Source organism: Pseudotabrizicola sp. 4114 (assembly GCF_031457365.1).
Taxonomy (GTDB): domain Bacteria; phylum Pseudomonadota; class Alphaproteobacteria; order Rhodobacterales; family Rhodobacteraceae; genus Pseudotabrizicola.
Genome location: NZ_JAVDWP010000008.1, coordinates 1 through 15,423 on the forward strand (window position 1 = coordinate 1; position 15,423 = coordinate 15,423).

14 protein-coding genes are annotated in these 15,423 nt (G+C 63.9%); 7 read left to right on the plus strand and 7 right to left on the minus strand.

All coding sequences use genetic code 11. From position 1 onward, the window contains the following. Window positions 1–225: 225 nt before the first annotated feature. Window positions 226–1,977 carry a sulfate permease gene (gene sulP, locus J2X53_RS16515; protein WP_349038595.1) on the plus strand — a complete coding sequence of 584 codons (1,752 nt, stop codon included), beginning with the start codon at window positions 226–228 and terminating at the stop codon, window positions 1,975–1,977. Here sulP and J2X53_RS16520 read toward each other — a convergent pair. Continuing rightward, on the minus strand, window positions 1,974–3,131 hold the full coding sequence (locus tag J2X53_RS16520; RefSeq protein ID WP_349038596.1) for an FAD-binding oxidoreductase: 1,158 nt from the start codon (window positions 3,129–3,131) through the stop codon (window positions 1,974–1,976). The genes sulP and J2X53_RS16520 overlap by 4 nt on opposite strands. A gap of 110 nt (window positions 3,132–3,241) precedes the next feature. Here J2X53_RS16520 and J2X53_RS16525 point away from each other — a divergent pair, with 110 nt between their 5' ends. Next, window positions 3,242–4,024, plus strand: coding sequence for an autoinducer binding domain-containing protein (locus J2X53_RS16525; protein WP_349038597.1), 783 nt, complete (start codon window positions 3,242–3,244; stop codon window positions 4,022–4,024). A 359-nt stretch (window positions 4,025–4,383) separates the two neighbouring features. Here J2X53_RS16525 and tsf read toward each other — a convergent pair whose 3' ends face one another. Together tsf and rpsB are read right to left on the minus strand one after the other, a co-directional pair. Next, on the minus strand, window positions 4,384–5,292 hold the full coding sequence (tsf, locus tag J2X53_RS16530) for a translation elongation factor Ts (protein WP_349038598.1): 909 nt from the start codon (window positions 5,290–5,292) through the stop codon (window positions 4,384–4,386). 77 nt (window positions 5,293–5,369) lie between these two features. Then, the gene (rpsB, locus tag J2X53_RS16535; RefSeq protein ID WP_349038599.1) at window positions 5,370–6,146 is read right to left on the minus strand and encodes a 30S ribosomal protein S2; all 777 of its coding nucleotides are present in this window, start codon (window positions 6,144–6,146) and stop codon (window positions 5,370–5,372) included. A 200-nt stretch (window positions 6,147–6,346) separates the two neighbouring features. On the opposite strand from rpsB, the gene J2X53_RS16540 reads away from it, so the two are divergent. Continuing rightward, a complete protein-coding gene (locus J2X53_RS16540) occupies window positions 6,347–7,375 on the plus strand; it encodes a patatin-like phospholipase family protein (RefSeq protein WP_349038600.1) in 1,029 nt (342 codons plus the stop codon). On the opposite strand, the gene J2X53_RS16545 is transcribed toward J2X53_RS16540, so the two are convergent. The 4 genes from J2X53_RS16545 to J2X53_RS16560 all read right to left on the minus strand — a co-directional run bounded on the left by J2X53_RS16545 (window position 7,364) and on the right by J2X53_RS16560 (window position 10,790). After that, entirely contained in the window at window positions 7,364–8,083 is a 720-nt protein-coding gene (locus J2X53_RS16545) for a DUF502 domain-containing protein (RefSeq protein WP_349038601.1), read from the minus strand. The two genes, J2X53_RS16540 and J2X53_RS16545, sit on opposite strands and share 12 nt — an antisense overlap. An 88-nt stretch (window positions 8,084–8,171) precedes the next feature. Continuing rightward, on the minus strand, window positions 8,172–9,098 hold the full coding sequence (locus tag J2X53_RS16550; protein WP_349038602.1) for a pseudouridine-5'-phosphate glycosidase: 927 nt from the start codon (window positions 9,096–9,098) through the stop codon (window positions 8,172–8,174). Then, on the minus strand, window positions 9,095–9,982 hold the full coding sequence (locus J2X53_RS16555) for a PfkB family carbohydrate kinase (protein ID WP_349038603.1): 888 nt from the start codon (window positions 9,980–9,982) through the stop codon (window positions 9,095–9,097). The genes J2X53_RS16550 and J2X53_RS16555 overlap by 4 nt, the downstream gene beginning before the upstream one ends. A gap of 34 nt (window positions 9,983–10,016) precedes the next feature. Then, window positions 10,017–10,790, minus strand: a complete 774-nt coding sequence (locus tag J2X53_RS16560; RefSeq protein WP_349038604.1) for a 3-hydroxybutyrate dehydrogenase — start codon at window positions 10,788–10,790, stop codon at window positions 10,017–10,019. Between the two features lie 267 nt (window positions 10,791–11,057). On the opposite strand from J2X53_RS16560, the gene J2X53_RS16565 reads away from it, so the two are divergent. From J2X53_RS16565 to J2X53_RS16580, 4 genes are all read left to right on the plus strand, one after another. Then, window positions 11,058–12,884 carry an extracellular solute-binding protein gene (locus tag J2X53_RS16565; RefSeq protein ID WP_349038605.1) on the plus strand — a complete coding sequence of 609 codons (1,827 nt, stop codon included), beginning with the start codon at window positions 11,058–11,060 and terminating at the stop codon, window positions 12,882–12,884. Window positions 12,885–12,905: 21 nt separating this feature from the next. Beyond that, on the plus strand, window positions 12,906–13,031 hold the full coding sequence (locus J2X53_RS16570; protein WP_349038606.1) for an entericidin: 126 nt from the start codon (window positions 12,906–12,908) through the stop codon (window positions 13,029–13,031). Window positions 13,032–13,237: 206 nt separating this feature from the next. Further along, window positions 13,238–14,755, plus strand: a complete 1,518-nt coding sequence (locus tag J2X53_RS16575) for a class I adenylate-forming enzyme family protein (protein ID WP_349038607.1) — start codon at window positions 13,238–13,240, stop codon at window positions 14,753–14,755. Beyond that, window positions 14,752–15,399 (plus strand): DsbA family oxidoreductase, encoded by a 648-nt coding sequence (locus tag J2X53_RS16580; protein ID WP_349038608.1) that lies wholly within the window; start codon window positions 14,752–14,754, stop codon window positions 15,397–15,399. Before J2X53_RS16575 ends, J2X53_RS16580 begins: the two co-directional genes overlap by 4 nt. The last annotated feature ends 24 nt before the right edge of the window (window positions 15,400–15,423 follow it).

Here is a 15,423-nt window from a genome sequence, read left to right on the forward strand (position 1 = left end):
TTCAACATGTGAGCAGGGCATGGAAACCTCCATCTAACCCTCTGAAGTTACTCATTTGTCGCAACTGAAGATAGAATGTGCCCGCTTACATTTCTGAATCCTATAATCCATATTATGTAATGCAGAGAGGCGCAGCCTCTCGAACTCCAGGTGCGACACCATACATATTCACAACTTGCCATATGTTGACGGCTTCCCTATGCAAGCGGTAACGCGGAGTATGTGATGAGACGATATTTTCCGATCCTTGACTGGCTGGCGGTCTATGACAAGCCGACCTTTGGCGCTGATCTGATGGCGGCGCTGATCGTGACCATCATGCTGATCCCGCAATCGCTGGCCTATGCGCTGCTGGCTGGTCTGCCGGCCGAGGTCGGGCTTTACGCCTCGATCGCGCCGCTGCTGGTTTACGCGGTTTTTGGCACCTCGCGCACGCTGGCGGTTGGGCCGGTGGCGGTGGTCAGCCTGATGACGGCGGCGGCGGTCGGCCAGATCGCAGCGCAAGGCACCGCGGAGTATCTGGGCGCTGCCATTGCCATGGCGGTGCTGTCGGGACTGATACTGCTTTGCATGGGCCTGCTGCGGTTGGGCTTCATCGCCAATTTCCTCAGCCATCCGGTGATCTCGGGGTTCATCAGCGCGTCGGCGGTGCTGATCGCCGTTGGCCAGCTGCCGGGCATCCTTGGCATTGCCGCGCCGGGCCATACGCTGGTGGCGGTGGCGACCGGTATCCTGACCGGCATCAGCGGGCTGAACCCGGTGACGCTGCTGATCGGCGGCTTTGCGCTGGGGTTTCTGTGGTGGGCGCGCACTCGGCTGAAAGCGGCGCTGCTGCGCGCGGGCGTCAGGCCGGGTCTGGCCGGGGTGATCGTGCGTGCCGCGCCGGTGCTGGCGGTGGCGCTGACCACGCTGGCCACCTGGGGTTTCGGGCTGGCCGCGCATGGCGTGGCGGTGGTGGGCGACATTCCGACCGGCCTGCCGATGCCCGCGCTGCCGCCGCTGGATCCGGCCCTGTGGCAGGCGATCCTGCTGCCCGCCGCGCTGATCTCCTTGGTGGGCTATGTGGAAACCGTGTCGGTGGCGCAGACCCTCGCCGCCAAACGGCGGCAAAGGATTGATCCGGATCAGGAACTGGTGGCGCTCGGTGCCGCCAATATCGGTGCCGGGCTGTCGGGCGGCTTTCCGGTGACGGGAGGATTTGCGCGGTCGGTGGTGAATTTTGATGCCGGGGCGCAGACTCCGGCGGCGGGTGCGTTTACCGCCCTTGCCATGGCGCTGGCGACGCTGTTTCTGACCCCCCTGCTCAGCCATCTGCCAAAGGCCACGCTGGCGGCCACCATCATCGTCGCGGTGCTGGGGCTGGTCGATCTGGCCGCAATCCGGCGGGTCTGGGCGTCAAACCGCGCCGATTTTGCCGCGATGGCGGCGACGATCCTGCTGACGCTGCTGGTGGGTGTCGAGGCGGGCATCGCTGCTGGTGTGGCGTTGTCGATCCTGCTGCATCTGTACCGAACGTCGCAGCCGCATGTGGCGGTGATCGGTCAGGTGCAGGGCACCGAGCATTTCCGCAACGTGCGCCGCCACACCGTGACCACGGTGCCCGATGTGCTGGCCCTGCGGATCGACGAGGCGCTGTATTTCCCCAATGCCCGCTTTCTGGAAGATACCCTGCTGGGCGCGGTTGCCGAAGACAAGGCGATCCGCCACATCGTGCTGAACTGTGTCGCCGTCAATGACATCGACAGCAGCGCGGTCGAGAGTCTGGAGGCGATCAACGCCCGCCTGCACGACGCCGGGGTGCAATTGCATCTGGCCGAGGTCAAGGGGCCGGTGATGGACCGGCTGTTGCGCACCCATCTGCTGCACGACCTGACTGGCGCGGTGCATCTGACGATGTATGACGCCATGCTCGCGCTGGCCCCGCAGGCCGCGCGAGATTGCCGGGCCCTGCCCCGCTGCGAGACCGCCAAGCCCTAGACCACGGCACGCTCTCGAAACGCGCGGCCCTCGACCATGCGGGCCACCGACAGATCGCTCAGATCCAGCGTCTGCCAGCCGCCGGTCAGGATCTGTTCGGCGATGCCGCGCCCGACGGCGGGCGATTGCTGCAAGCCGTGGCCGGAAAACCCGTTGCACAGGTGCAGGTTCGCCACCTCGGGGTGCGGGCCCAGAATGGCGTTCTGATCCAGCGTGTTATAGGCGTAATGCCCGACCCAGTGCCGCACGACCTTTACCGCGTCAAACCCCGGCGCGCGGGCATAGAGCTGTTCCCAGATCACCTCTTCAAACAGGTGCAGATCCGGCTCGAAATCATCGGCGGCACAGGGGCCGTCATTCTGCGGCACGGTGGCGGTGATCCAGTGGTTTTGCTCGGGCCGCAGATAGAACCCGGCATCGACCAGCAAGGGCGCATCCGGGTGGCGCGCATTGGGCGCGTCGATCACAAACACCGTGCGCTTGCGCGGCTCCACCGCCAGATCAAGGCCCGCCATCCGGCATACCTGAGCCGCGCGGGTGCCGGCGGCGTTCACGGCATGCGTGCAGGCCACTTCTCCGCCACGCTCCAGCACCACGCCGGCCACCTGCCCGCCCGCCATCCGCAACCCCGTCACCCGGTCGGTGACAAAGCGCGCGCCTTGCGCCTTTGCCATCGCGCGAAACCCCGACATCAGGCCCATGTTGTCAAACCAGCCTTCACCGCTCGGGCCAAAGCTGCCCGCGCTCAGATCGTCCACCTCCAGCCAGGGAAAGCGCGCCTTGATCTGCCCGGGCGTCCAGACTTCGGTCGCGGCCCCATGCGCGCGCTGCATCTGCGCCACGTCGTACAGCGTGGCCGCACCCTCGGTGCTTTGCGCCAGAAACAGATAGCCCTGTTCCTTCAGCCCCAGATCGAGGCCCATCCGCGCCTTGAATTCGCGGATGAACTGCAGGCCAAAGCGCGAGATTTCGACATTGACCGCCGTGGTGAATTGCTGCCGGATCGAGGCCACCGACAGCGCGGTCGAGGCGCGGGCAAAGCTGGGGTCCTGCTCCACCACCAGCACCTCCAGACCGGGCTGCATCAGGGTCAGCCAATAGGCCACCGAAGACCCCATCACCGCCCCGCCGATCACCACCACATCTGCCCGCATCACTTGCCCTTTTCAGAATCACGGAAGTTTGACCAAACGGCCATCCGGGGTTAGAACACAGTCAGGGATAAGGACAAGACGCCATCAATGGCACAACGATGGGGAACATTATGACGGCAGTTCTGCCGCTGATTTCGCGTATGGCCGAGGCTGGTACGGTCGAAGAGGTCTGGGATCTGGCTTCGGGGTTTTTCGGCAGTCTGGGCTTTGGCCGCGCCAATTACGGCTTCACCCGGTTCTTGTACATGCGCAACGTCGGTGACCCCGATGATGCGATCTTTCTGACCACCGGCAATGCCGATTACGCGCGGTTCTATTTTCAGAACGGCTTCTACGCCCGTACCCCGGTCTATCGCTGGGCGGTGTCAAACGTCGGGGCCTGTACGTGGAAATGGGTGAAAGACGCGTTCGAGGCCGGGCAACTGACCCCCGAAGAGATGGATGCCGTGCGGCAGAACTTTGCCATTGGTGTCGTCGCCGGGGTTTCGGTCAGCTTTCCCGAGACCACCACCCGGTCAAAGGGTGCGCTGGGGCTGATCGCCGACCCCGGTATCAGCCCGGATCAGGTCGAGGCGATCTGGGAGAGGCACCGCGACGAGATTCTGGCCGTTGCCCACCTCATGCACCTCAAGATCATCACCCTGCCCCAGCCAAAAGCCAAGCGCAGCCTGACCGATCGTCAGCGTCAGGCGCTGGAATGGGTCGCCGATGGCAAGACCACTCAGGATGTCGCCATGCTGATGGAAGTCTCTGCCGCGATGGTCGAAAAGCATCTGCGGCTGGCGCGTGAGGCGCTGCAGGTCGAGACCACCACGCAAGCTGTTGCAAAAGCTTCACTTTTGAACATGATTTTCCAGCGTATTCCCAAAGCTCCGATGGTAGGGAAATCCTGACTTACGCTGCGTCATGTTCAGGTGCATTGTCACCTTGTTCCATGAGTGGTCGCTTTCGGGCAATGGAACGGCAGGCGGCAGACGGTGTATTTTCATCGGCCTGATGCCTGTTTCAGTATCGTCCGGTGGGAATCCCCTGCCCTCCGGTGTTTAAGTCTGCGGCCTGGGCAAATTTCGGGCCCGATCCGCAGTTGGTGACGCTGGCGCCCTGTCCTCATCCCCAGAAGGTGTGGTGCTTGCAATGAACGGTGCGTCCCTTGGGGATGCACCGTTTTTTTTATGTCCGCTCGATCCGGCACCGCGCCACGAAAAAGGGCGGCCCCGAAAGGCCGCCCCGTTTCCGCAAGTTCCGGCTGAAATCAGCCCTGAACCATTTTCGCCACTTCGGCAGCGAAATCTTCTTCTTTCTTCTCGATGCCTTCGCCGACCGCCACACGGGCATAGCCAGTGATTTCAACGCCAGCGTCCTTGGCGGCCTGTTCGACCGTCAGATCCGGGTTGATGACAAAGGCCTGACCCAGCAGCGTGTTCTCTGCCAGGTACTTCTTCATCCGGCCCGGAATGATGTTGTTGGTGATCACCTGTTCCGGCTTCGGCTTGGCCGAGGTCGCGTTTTCTTCGAGTGCCTTGGCGGTCTGCACGGTCAGTTCCCGCTCGATCAGCGCCGGGTCCATCGTGGCTTCGGACAGCGACAGCGGTGCGGTCGCGGCGATGTGCATCGCGAATTGCTTGCCGATGGCCTGTGCCTTGTCAGCCGGGCCATTCAGCGCAACCAGCACGCCGATCTTGCCCATGCCATCCGCAGCCGCGTTATGGACATAGGACACAACCGTGCTGCCTTCGAGCAGGTGCATGCGGCGGAAGGTCATGTTCTCACCGATCCGGGCGATCGATTCCTGAATCACCTCATCCACGGTCTTGCCGTTCAGATGCGCGGCTTTCACCACCTCGACCGAGTCGCCGGTGGTCAGGGCCACATTGGCCACATCACGCACCAGCGCCTGGAAATCGGCGTTCTTGGCCACAAAGTCGGTTTCCGAGTTGATCTCGACAGCCACACCGCGGCCATCGGTCACCGCCACGCCGACCAGACCTTCGGCAGCCACACGGTCGGCCTTTTTGGCGGCTTTCGCCAGGCCCTTGGTGCGCAGCCAGTCCACAGCGGCGTCCATGTCGCCGTTGCTTTCGGTCAGGGCTTTTTTCACGTCCATCATGCCTGCGCCGGTGGATTCGCGCAGTTCTTTCACCATTGCAGCGGTGATTGTCATGGTCAGTCTCCCGAATTCCATAAAATGGGGTTGGCGGGGGTTATCCCCCCGCCATGTCACACATTGACGACAGCCAATCAGGCTTCGGCAGCTGCTTCTTCAAGGGCTTCTTCCGCAGGCGCTTCTTCCAGCGCGCCGAGGTCAACGCCGGCAGCACCCATCTGAGCCGACATACCGTCGAGGGCTGCACGGGCGATCAGCTCACAATAAAGCGCAATGGCACGGGCCGCGTCGTCGTTGCCGGGGATCACATAATCCACGCCGCGTGGCGAGCAGTTGGTGTCAACCACGGCCACAACCGGGATGCCCAGCTTTTTGGCTTCCAGAATCGCCAGGTCTTCTTTGCCCACGTCGATGATGAAGATCAGGTCGGGCGTGCCGCCCATTTCGCGGATACCGCCCAAGCTGGCCTGCAGCTTGGACTGGTCGCGTTCCATGCCAAGACGTTCTTTCTTGGTCAGACCTTCGGCGCCGGCAGCCAGCTGCTCGTCGATCTGCTTCAGACGCTGGATCGACATGGAAATGGTTTTCCAGTTGGTCAGCGTGCCACCGAGCCAGCGGTGGTTCATGTAGAACTGCGCACAACGCTCTGCGGCTTCGGCGATCGGCTTTTGGGCCTGACGCTTGGTGCCGACGAACAGGATGCGGCCGCCTTTGGCAACCGTGTCACGCACGACTTTCAGCGCCTGATCCAGCATCGGAACAGTCTGCGTCAGGTCGAGAATGTGAATCCCGTTGCGGTCGCCGTAGATGTATTCGCCCATCTTCGGGTTCCAGCGTTGCGTCTGGTGACCGTAGTGAACGCCAGCTTCAAGCAGCTGACGCATGGTAAATTCTGGGAGCGCCATGTCCATATATCCTTTTCCGGTTTGCGCCTCGGCAAGTGTTCTCAGGGTTTCCCCCAACCGGTGGACCAGACAGGATTTCTCCCCGCCATGGCCCGCACCTGCCTGTGAAGTGGCGTGTCGTTACGCCTATCCCCGGGGAATGGCAAGCGTGAACCTTGCGCTGCACCGCAGAAACACTAGTTTGGACGGCAACAAGGAGAGCGCACGTGTCCAAAGCCCAGCCCACCCGGATCAACCTGGCCCTGCAAGGCGGCGGCGCGCATGGGGCCTTTACCTGGGGCGTGCTCGACCGCTTGCTGGAGGAAGACAGCATCGAGATTGCCGCGATTTCCGGCACCTCGGCGGGGGCGCTGAACGCGGCAGCCCTCAAGGCTGGCATGATCAGCGGCGGGCGCAAGGGCGCAAAGGCATCCCTGGCCAAGCTGTGGCGCGATGTGGCGCGGGTGTCCGACCTGCGCATCCCCGAATGGATGCAGCCGATGGCCCCCGGCTTTCAGGCGCTGGGGCAGATTGCCCTGTCGATGTCGCCGTTTTCACCGGCGGGCATGGCCGCGCAGGTCTATACCCCCTATGCTTGGGGGCCGATGTGGCGCAACCCGCTGGAGCGGATCGTGCGGCGGCTGGATTTCAGCCAGGTCTGCGCCAATGAGGGCCCGCGCCTGTTCATCGGGGCCACACGGGTTGATACCGGGCGCATCCGCATCTTTTCCGGCGACGAAATCACCCCAAAGGCGCTGATGGCCTCGGCCTGTCTGCCGACGGTGTTTCAGGCGGTGGAAATCGACGGCCACGCCTATTGGGATGGCGGCTATGCCGGCAATCCGGCGATGTTCCCGCTGTATCAGCCCGATCTGCCCGATGATGTGCTGATCGTGTCGATCAACCCCATGCTGCGCGAAGGCGTGCCGAGAACGCCGATCGACATTCAGAACCGGGTCAATGAAATCAGCTTCAATTCGGCGCTGCTGGGCGAGTTGCGCGCCGTCCATTTCGTGCGCCGCCTGCTGCGCGACGGGCGGCTGGAAAGCGGCACGATGAAGGCGATCCGCACCCATCTGGTCAGCGATGATGCGCTGATGACAGAAATGACCGGGGCCACCAAAATGTCGCCCTCGCCCACGCTGATCGCGCGGCTGCGGACGGCGGGCCATGCGGCGGCAGATGGATTTCTGGCGGCGCACCGCCCCAAACTGGGGCACGAGGCCAGCTTTGACCTTGGCGCGCTATTTGGCTGACGGGTTCTGCACCAGCACCCCGGCGGCGTCCTTGCCGTTGGGGTAAACCAGCCCGGCGGAGATGATCAGCTTGGCCGCGTCTTCGACCTTCATGTCCAGATAGACCACATCCTTTTCCGGCACATAAAGCAGAAACCCCGAGGTCGGGTTCGGCGTGGTCGGCAAAAACACCGAAATCACATCCAGATAGCCTTCATGGTTCAGCTTGGCCTGCAATTCGCCTTTGGCGCGGGTCGAGACAAAACCGATGGCCCAGATATGTTCCTTTGGATATTGCACCAGACAAGCGCGCTCAAAGCTGGACTCGTTCTGGGAAAACACGGTTTCGGCAATCTGCTTCAACCCGTTGTAGATCGAACGGACCACCGGCATCCGGTCGACCAGACCTTCGGCCCAGGTCAGGAACTTGCGTCCGATAAAGCCTTTGCCCAGCCAGCCGACAAAGATGGTGAAGATCAGGAACACCACCACGCCCACGCCCCGCACCGGGATCGTGGCTTCGGGGCCAAACACCTGCCGCACCAGCGCATCCGGTTTCCAGGGGCCGGGGATCAGCGGCAGGATCCAGCCGTCGATCCAGCCCACCACGGTCCAGATCAGATAGATCGTAAGGCCAATGGGCAAGACCACCACAAGCCCGGTCAGAAAGGATGAGCGCAGGCCGCTGAACAGGCCTTTGCGCTTAGGATGCGGCGTTGGTTCGATCATGGTCCCTCACTGGTCGAGCCATAGGTAAGGATCGACGTGTTCGGGGACAATGGGAATTGCAGGACCAAGCCCTTTGACCATACGAAATTTATGCGACAGTCCCGGACCTTGCCGCGATCTCGCGCGCAATTGCCGCCCCCAGCCGCGCATTGTTCAAAACAAGGGCGATATTGGCCGTCAGCGAGCGGCCTTCGGTCATCTCATACATGCGGTCCAGCAGATAGGGCGTCACCGCCTTGGCGCTGATCCCGTCGGCCTCGGCCTGCTGCAACGCGCGTTCGATCACCGGGGTGATCTCGGCGCTGGCAATCTCGGAATCGAGCGGGATCGGGTTGGCCACCAGTTGCCCGCCCGGCAGACCAAGTGCGGTGCGCAGGAGTTGTGCTGCGGCAATGTCGCCCGCCGCATCCATCCGCAACGGCGCTTTCAGCCCGGAGGAGCGTGACCAGAACGCCGGGAAATCATCCTGGCCGTAAGCGATCACCGGCACGCCATGGGTTTCCAGCACTTCCAGCGTCTTGGGCAGGTCCAGAATCGCCTTGGCCCCCGCCGCCACCACCGTCACCGGGGTCGCCGCCAGCTCCATCAGATCGGCCGAAATATCAAAGGTGGTTTCCGCCCCGCGATGCACCCCGCCGATGCCACCAGTGGCAAAGACCGAAATCCCCGCCAGATGCGCGCAGATCATCGTCGCCGCCACCGTGGTCGCGCCGATGCCCCCCGTGGCAAGGCAGGCCGCGAGGTCAGCGCGGCTCAGTTTCGCCACATCCTGCGCCTGCCCCAGCCGGTCCAGCTCGTCTGCCGTCAGACCGATGTGAATCTGCCCGTCCATGATGGCGATGGTCGCAGGCACCGCGCCGTGCTTGCGGATCTCATCCTCGACCGCCCGCGCGGTTTCCACATTCTGCGGAAATGGCATGCCGTGGGTGATGATGGTCGATTCCAGCGCCACGATGGCCGCCCCTGTGGCGCGCGCCTGTGCCACTTCGGGCGAGAATGTCAGCGGTAGCATCATGATCCGATATCTCCAGAAACATAGTCAGCAGCAGCGCGCAGCGCCGCCTCCAAGGCTTGCGCGCGCGGCTCTCCGCGCGCTTCGGCCACGATATGCGCAGCCATAAAGGTGTCGCCCGCGCCCGTCACCCGGGTCACCAGCACTTTTGGCGGCTGTCCGGTGATCACACCCTGCCCCGCCGTGCCCATCGCCGCATCGCGCCCGCCATCCGTCACCAGCACCCGCGCCGCCCCCCGTGCCAGCAAGCCCTCCGCCGCCTCGGCCGCGCTCTCATAGCGGCCTTTGGCGATCAGCCCGGCCTCTTCAAGGTTCACATACAGCGTTGCACTCGGATGCCCCAACAGCGGCAACAAGCGTTCTGCCTTGCCGGGGCTGGCCGGGGCCACCCGCAGATCAGCCTTTGCAAACAAGGGTGAGCGCGCGATGTCGGAAATCAGCGCTTCGGTCAGATTGCCATCCAGCGCGATCAGCCCGGCATAGGGCTTGGCCGCAGACCCCAAAGACCCGTCGCCAAGTGCGCGCAAGATCTTGTCGCCCGCCATTTCCAGCGAATGCGCATCGGCAATCGCCGCAATCAGCCCGTTCGCGCCCTCGATCGCCATATAGCGGTCGGTTGGCAGATCATCAGACCGATACACATGGGTGCAATCCAGCCCCATCCGCAGACAGGCCGCGATCAGCTCGTCGCCCTCGGCATCGCGCCCCACCGCCGTCAGCAGCGCGGGGCGCAGGCCAAACCGGGTCAGCGTCATCGCGATGTTCATCGCGACACCCCCCGGCAGCCGGGTGATCCGCCCCGGCACATCCGACCCCAGCCGCAATGACGCGGGCGCGCGGCCGATGATGTCCCACAGGACCGATCCGATGCACAGAATATCGCTCACGGCCCCTCCGGTGCTGGTGTTCCGGCGCGAGGCGTTACAGCGCCGTCCAGCCGCCGTCGACCGAAATCGTCGTGCCCGTGATCTGCGCCGCCGCGTCTGAGGCCAGAAACACCGCTGTTCCGCCGATCTGTTCGACCGTGGCAAACTCCCGGCTCGGCTGACGCTCCAGCATCACCTGTTTGATCACCGTCTCGCGGTCCATGTTGTGCTTTTTCATCTGATCGGGAATCTGCGCCTCGACCAGCGGGGTCAGCACATAGCCGGGGCAGATCGCATTGGCGGTAATCCCCTGCCCGGCACATTCCAGCGCCGTCACCTTGGTAAAGCCCACCACCCCATGCTTGGCCGCCACATAGGCAGACTTGTACGGGCTGGCGGTCAACCCATGGGCAGAGGCCACGTTGATCACCCGGCCCCACCCCTTTTCCCGCATCATCGGCAAGGCGACGGCCGTGGTGTGAAACGCCGAGCTCAGGTTGATCGCCAGAATCGCATTCCACTTTTCGGTCGGAAACTCCTCGATCGCCGCGACATGCTGAATACCGGCATTGTTGACCAGAATATCGCAGGCGCCCGCGTCCGTGATCAACCGGCGGCAGTCATCGCCCTTTGACATATCGGCAGCAATATAGCGCACCGTTACGCCATGCCGCGCCGCCAGATCGGCGGCCAGCGCATGATCTTCGTCGCGGTCGGTGAAACTGTTGATCACGACATCGGCACCGGCCCGCGCCAGTTCCTCGGCCACACCCAGCCCGATCCCGGAATTCGAGCCGGTCACGATGGCGGTCTTGCCCTTCAGGATCATGGTTTTCTCCTTTGCTGCATTTGCGACAGGTTACATGCTGCAAGCGCGAATGACAGGGGCGCCTGTTCCCGAAACGCCAAAAAAAACGCCGGCACGAAGCCGGCGTTAAGTTATTGAGGCAGGTTTCATACAGGCAAGAAACCTATCGAGCAGTAAGACTTATATACGCCGCCTTGTGCCGATGGCCAAGTTAAAAGTTTGAAAAGGCTCACAAGCCGCCGTAGCCTGCGGCTCAAGAAACCAAGGCCACGGGGGATTGTTGCCGGAATGGGACGTGATTTTTTCCACATCAGACAGGGATTTGCGGTTGCCGTTTTCCTTGCACTCACCGCTGCTCCCGCGCTTTCACAAGTCAGTGATTCTCCGGCGCATGGCATAGCTATGTATGGCGACCCCGCCCTCCCCCCGGATTTTGTGTCTCTGCCCCATGCCAACCCTGATGCGCCAAAGGGCGGACGGATCGTGTTTGGCGAGTCGGGCAGCTTTGACTCGCTCAATCCGTTCATCCTCAAGGGCCGCGCCCCGGCCGCTGTGGCCAGCCTCACGGTCGAGACATTGATGGGCCGCTCATACGATGAACCCTTCTCGATGTACGGTCTTCTGGCCGAATCGATCACCACCGATGCCGCCCGGACCTACGCAGAATTTACCCTGCGTGAAGAGGCCCGATTCTCTGACGGCAACCCGGTCACCGTCGAAGACGTGCTCTGGTCGTTCGAAACCCTCGGCACCCTGGGCAACCCGCGCTATCACACCGCCTGGAACAAGATCGCGACATCCGAGATCACCGGCCCGCGCACGGTCCGCTTCACCTTCAACACCGAAGACCGCGAATTGCCGCTGATCCTCGGCCTGCGCCCGATCCTGCAAAAGGCGCAATGGGAGGGGAAGGCGTTTGACGAAAGCACACTCACCGCCCCGATCGGCTCCGGCCCCTATATCGTGGGCGGGTTCGATACCGGGCGCTATGTCAGCTTCAAGAAGAACCCCGACTGGTGGGGCAAGGATCTGCCCTTCAACAAGGGCCAGCACAACTTTGACGAGGTACGCTTTGACTACTTCGGCGATGGCGGCGTGGTGTTCGAGGCGTTCAAGGGCGGGCTGATCACCTCGTTTCGCGAAACCAACCCGGCGAAATGGGCCAACAGCTATGACTGGCCCGAGGTGGCCTCCGGCACCATCGTGAAATCCGAAATCCCGCACCAGCGCCCCTCGGGGATCGAGGGCTTTGTGATGAACACCCGCCGTGAGCTGTTTGCCGACTGGCGCGTGCGAGAGGCGATGATCCTCGCGTTCAACTTCGAGCTGGTGAACCAGACCCTGAACGGCGGGGTCACCCCGCGCATCCAGTCCTATTTCGGCAACTCTCCCCTCGGCTTCCCCCCCGGCACTCCGGCGACGGGCCGCGTGCTGGAGCTGCTGGAGCCGTTCCGCGCCGACCTGCCCCCCGGCGCGCTCGACGGCTACGCCGTCCCCACCGGCGACGGCACCGTCGCCAACCGCCGCAACATCCGCGCGGCGACCGCCCTGCTGGAAGAAGCGGGCTACACGATTGACGCTGGTGTGCTCAAAACGCCCAGCGGTCAGCCGGTCAGCTTCGAGATCCTGCTGGTCAACGGCGCCCGCGACATGATCTCGGCCGCCGAAATCTACATCGAAAGCCTTAAACGCCTTGGCATCACCGCCCGGGTGACAACGGTGGACAACGCGCAATATATCGAGCGCACCAACGCCTACGCCTTTGACATGACCCATTACATCCGCAGCCTGACACTGTCGCCCGGCAACGAACAGACGCTGTACTGGGGATCGGCAGGCGTGACGGAACCTGGCACCCGCAACTGGATGGGCATGGACAGCCCCGCCGCCGAAGCGATGATCGACACCATGGTGAACGCCCCCGACCAGGAAACCCTTGTCGCAGCAACACAGGCGCTTGACCGCGTGCTGACCACAGGTAGATATGTCGTGCCGATGTGGTATTCTGACGTTTCGCGGCTGGCGCACAGAAAGGAACTCAAGTTCCCCACGCGCCCGCCGCTCTATGGCGACTGGATCGGCTATCAACCAGAGCTCTGGTGGTATGAGCAGTAAAAACAAAAAACGGGCAGACACATGCGTAAACTTTCCCTGATGGCGGCCGCCGCCGCCCTGATCGCCCTGACGGGCTGCGCCACGGTGGATGGCATCGGCCGCGACATCTCCGGCGGGGCCAACCGTGTCGCGGGCTGGGTCGGCTGACGCAAGGGCCTGCGACCCGGGCGCGGGCTGCACCGGCGCAAGATGAGTATTTTTCCAAGATGAAAGCCAGGGCGTTGCGCGAAATGGTTTCATCTTGGCAAAAATACTCCCGCCGGAGGCATCTGCCACTGTCTCCCGCGCCGCCGTTCCGGTCTGACCCGGGGTTTCAGATTGCACCGGCGCGTCCGGCGGATTAGGCAAGACCCATGCTGTCGCTTCTTGAAACCGGCCCTGCCCCGATTGCGCCTGCGCCATTCAACATGGCGCAGCATGTGCTGGCGCGCTCTGCCGCGCGCTGGTCTGACAAGACCGCCCTGCAGATCGTCACGCCCTCGGGGGCAGAGACCTGGCGCTATGATCAGCTTCTGGCGGCGGTGCTGGGCTGTGCCAGCGGCCTGCAGGCGCGCGGGCTGCACCCCGGCGACCGCATCCTGATGCGGCTGGGCAGTCAGGTCGAGTTTCCGATCCTGTTTCTGGGGGCGCTGGCCGCAGGCATGGTGCCGGTCGCGACCTCATCGCAGCTGACCACTGCCGAGATCACCCCGATGGCCGCGCGCATCGCCCCCCGGCTGATCGTCGCCAGCCCCGGCGTGGCCCTGCCCGAAGGGCAGTCCTGTCCGGTGCTGGATGCCGCCGACATCCGCGCGATGGAAGACCTGCCGCCCGCGCCGTTCCACAGGGGCGACCCCGACCGCCCCGGCTATATCATCTTTACCTCCGGCACCTCTGGCACACCGATGGCGGTGATGCATGCGCACCGCGCCATCATCGCGCGCGGCATGATGCATGGCGGGTGGGAGGGGCTGACCGCAGCCGACCGCCTGCTGCATGCAGGCGCGTTCAACTGGACCTACACGCTGGGCACCGGGTTGATGGACCCGTGGACGGTGGGCGCGACTGCGCTGATCCCCGGTGCGGGCGTGCAGGCGGGGCAGCTAGCCAGCCTGTTGCAGCAGTATCGGGCCACCATCTTCGCCGCCGCTCCCGGTGTCTTCCGCCAGATGTTGCGCGCGCCCCTGCCCGCTCTGCCGCATCTGCGCCATGGCCTGTCGGCGGGCGAAAAGCTGAGCCATGAGGTGCGCGCGGGCTGGACCGAAGCCACCGGCACGCCGCTGTGCGAGGCGTTGGGGATGTCGGAAATCTCGACCTTCATCTCCGAATCCCCGTCCCGGCCCGCCCCGGAAGGGGCCACCGGCTTTGCCCAGACCGGGCGGCGGATTGCGGCGCTTGGCCCCGACCTCGCGCCCGTGCCATGCGGCATCCCAGGCCAGCTGGCCATCGACCGCCGCGATCCCGGGCTGATGCTGGGCTATCTGGATGCGCCCGAGGCCACCGCCGCCCGCATGACCGCAGAGTGGTTCCTGACCGGCGATTCCATTGTGATCAACGATCAGGGCGCCGTCACCTATCTGGGCCGCGACGATGACCAGATGAACGCGGGCGGCTACCGCGTCAGCCCGGTCGAGGTCGAGGCGGCGATGGCGCGCTTCCCCGGCTTGGGCGAGGCCGCCGTGATCGAGGTCGAGGTCAAACCCGGCGTCACCGTCATCGCCTGCTTCTACACCGCCGCCATGCCACTGGATGATGCAGCGCTTGCATCCCATGCTGAAACCCATCTGGCGCGCTACAAACAGCCGCGCCTGTTTCGCCACCTGCCCGCCCTGCCGCGCGGCGCCAATGCCAAACTCAACCGCCGCGCGCTGCGCGCTCTGAGGCCCGAATGATCAAGCTCGACATCTTCTCCGACCCGGTCTGCCCGTGGTGCTATATCGGCAAGGCCAACCTTGACCGCGCGCTAGAATCCGCCCCCGACCACCCTTTTGACATCGAATGGCACCCGTTCCAGCTCAACCCCGGCATGCCTGCCGAGGGCGTTGACCGGGCCGAGTATCTGGAGGCGAAATTCGGCGGCAAGGCAAAGGCGGTGGAAATCTACGCCCGTGTCGAACAGGCCGCCCGCGACGCCGGGCTGGAGATCGACTTTTCCACCATCCCCCGCATGCCTAACACCCTGAACGCGCATCGCCTGATCCATTGGGCGGGGCTGGAGGGGCGGCAGACCGCCATCGTCTCGGCGCTGTTCCGCGGCTATTGGCGCGAAGGGCGCGACATCGGCGATGCCGCCACCCTGACCGACATCGCCGAGGCTGCCGGGATGGACCGCGCCCTGACCGAGCGTCTGCTTGCCACCGATGAGGATACCGAAGCGCTGAAAGCCCGCGACATTCACGCCCGCCAGCGGGGTGTCACCGGGGTGCCCTGCTTTATCATCGGCAATCAATACGTGGTGTCGGGCGCACAGCCGCCGCAGGTCTGGGCGGATGTGCTGGCGGAACTGCGCGGCAGCGCACAGACCACAGGCCGTTAGCGCCATGGTCCCGCCTTTGCGCGC

Excerpts from the sequence above, each read along its gene's own strand:
- sulP (WP_349038595.1), top strand. The coding sequence starts at position 226 with ATGAGACGATATTTTCCGATCCTTGACTGGCTGGCGGTCTATGACAAG.
- J2X53_RS16520 (WP_349038596.1), bottom strand. The coding sequence starts at position 3,131 with ATGCGGGCAGATGTGGTGGTGATCGGCGGGGCGGTGATGGGGTCTTCG.
- J2X53_RS16525 (WP_349038597.1), top strand. The coding sequence starts at position 3,242 with ATGACGGCAGTTCTGCCGCTGATTTCGCGTATGGCCGAGGCTGGTACG.
- tsf (WP_349038598.1), bottom strand. The coding sequence starts at position 5,292 with ATGACAATCACCGCTGCAATGGTGAAAGAACTGCGCGAATCCACCGGC.
- rpsB (WP_349038599.1), bottom strand. The coding sequence starts at position 6,146 with ATGGACATGGCGCTCCCAGAATTTACCATGCGTCAGCTGCTTGAAGCT.
- J2X53_RS16545 (WP_349038601.1), bottom strand. The coding sequence starts at position 8,083 with ATGATCGAACCAACGCCGCATCCTAAGCGCAAAGGCCTGTTCAGCGGC.
- J2X53_RS16550 (WP_349038602.1), bottom strand. The coding sequence starts at position 9,098 with ATGATGCTACCGCTGACATTCTCGCCCGAAGTGGCACAGGCGCGCGCC.
- J2X53_RS16560 (WP_349038604.1), bottom strand. The coding sequence starts at position 10,790 with ATGATCCTGAAGGGCAAGACCGCCATCGTGACCGGCTCGAATTCCGGG.
- J2X53_RS16565 (WP_349038605.1), top strand. The coding sequence starts at position 11,058 with ATGGGACGTGATTTTTTCCACATCAGACAGGGATTTGCGGTTGCCGTT.
- J2X53_RS16570 (WP_349038606.1), top strand. The coding sequence starts at position 12,906 with ATGCGTAAACTTTCCCTGATGGCGGCCGCCGCCGCCCTGATCGCCCTG.
- J2X53_RS16575 (WP_349038607.1), top strand. The coding sequence starts at position 13,238 with ATGCTGTCGCTTCTTGAAACCGGCCCTGCCCCGATTGCGCCTGCGCCA.
- J2X53_RS16580 (WP_349038608.1), top strand. The coding sequence starts at position 14,752 with ATGATCAAGCTCGACATCTTCTCCGACCCGGTCTGCCCGTGGTGCTAT.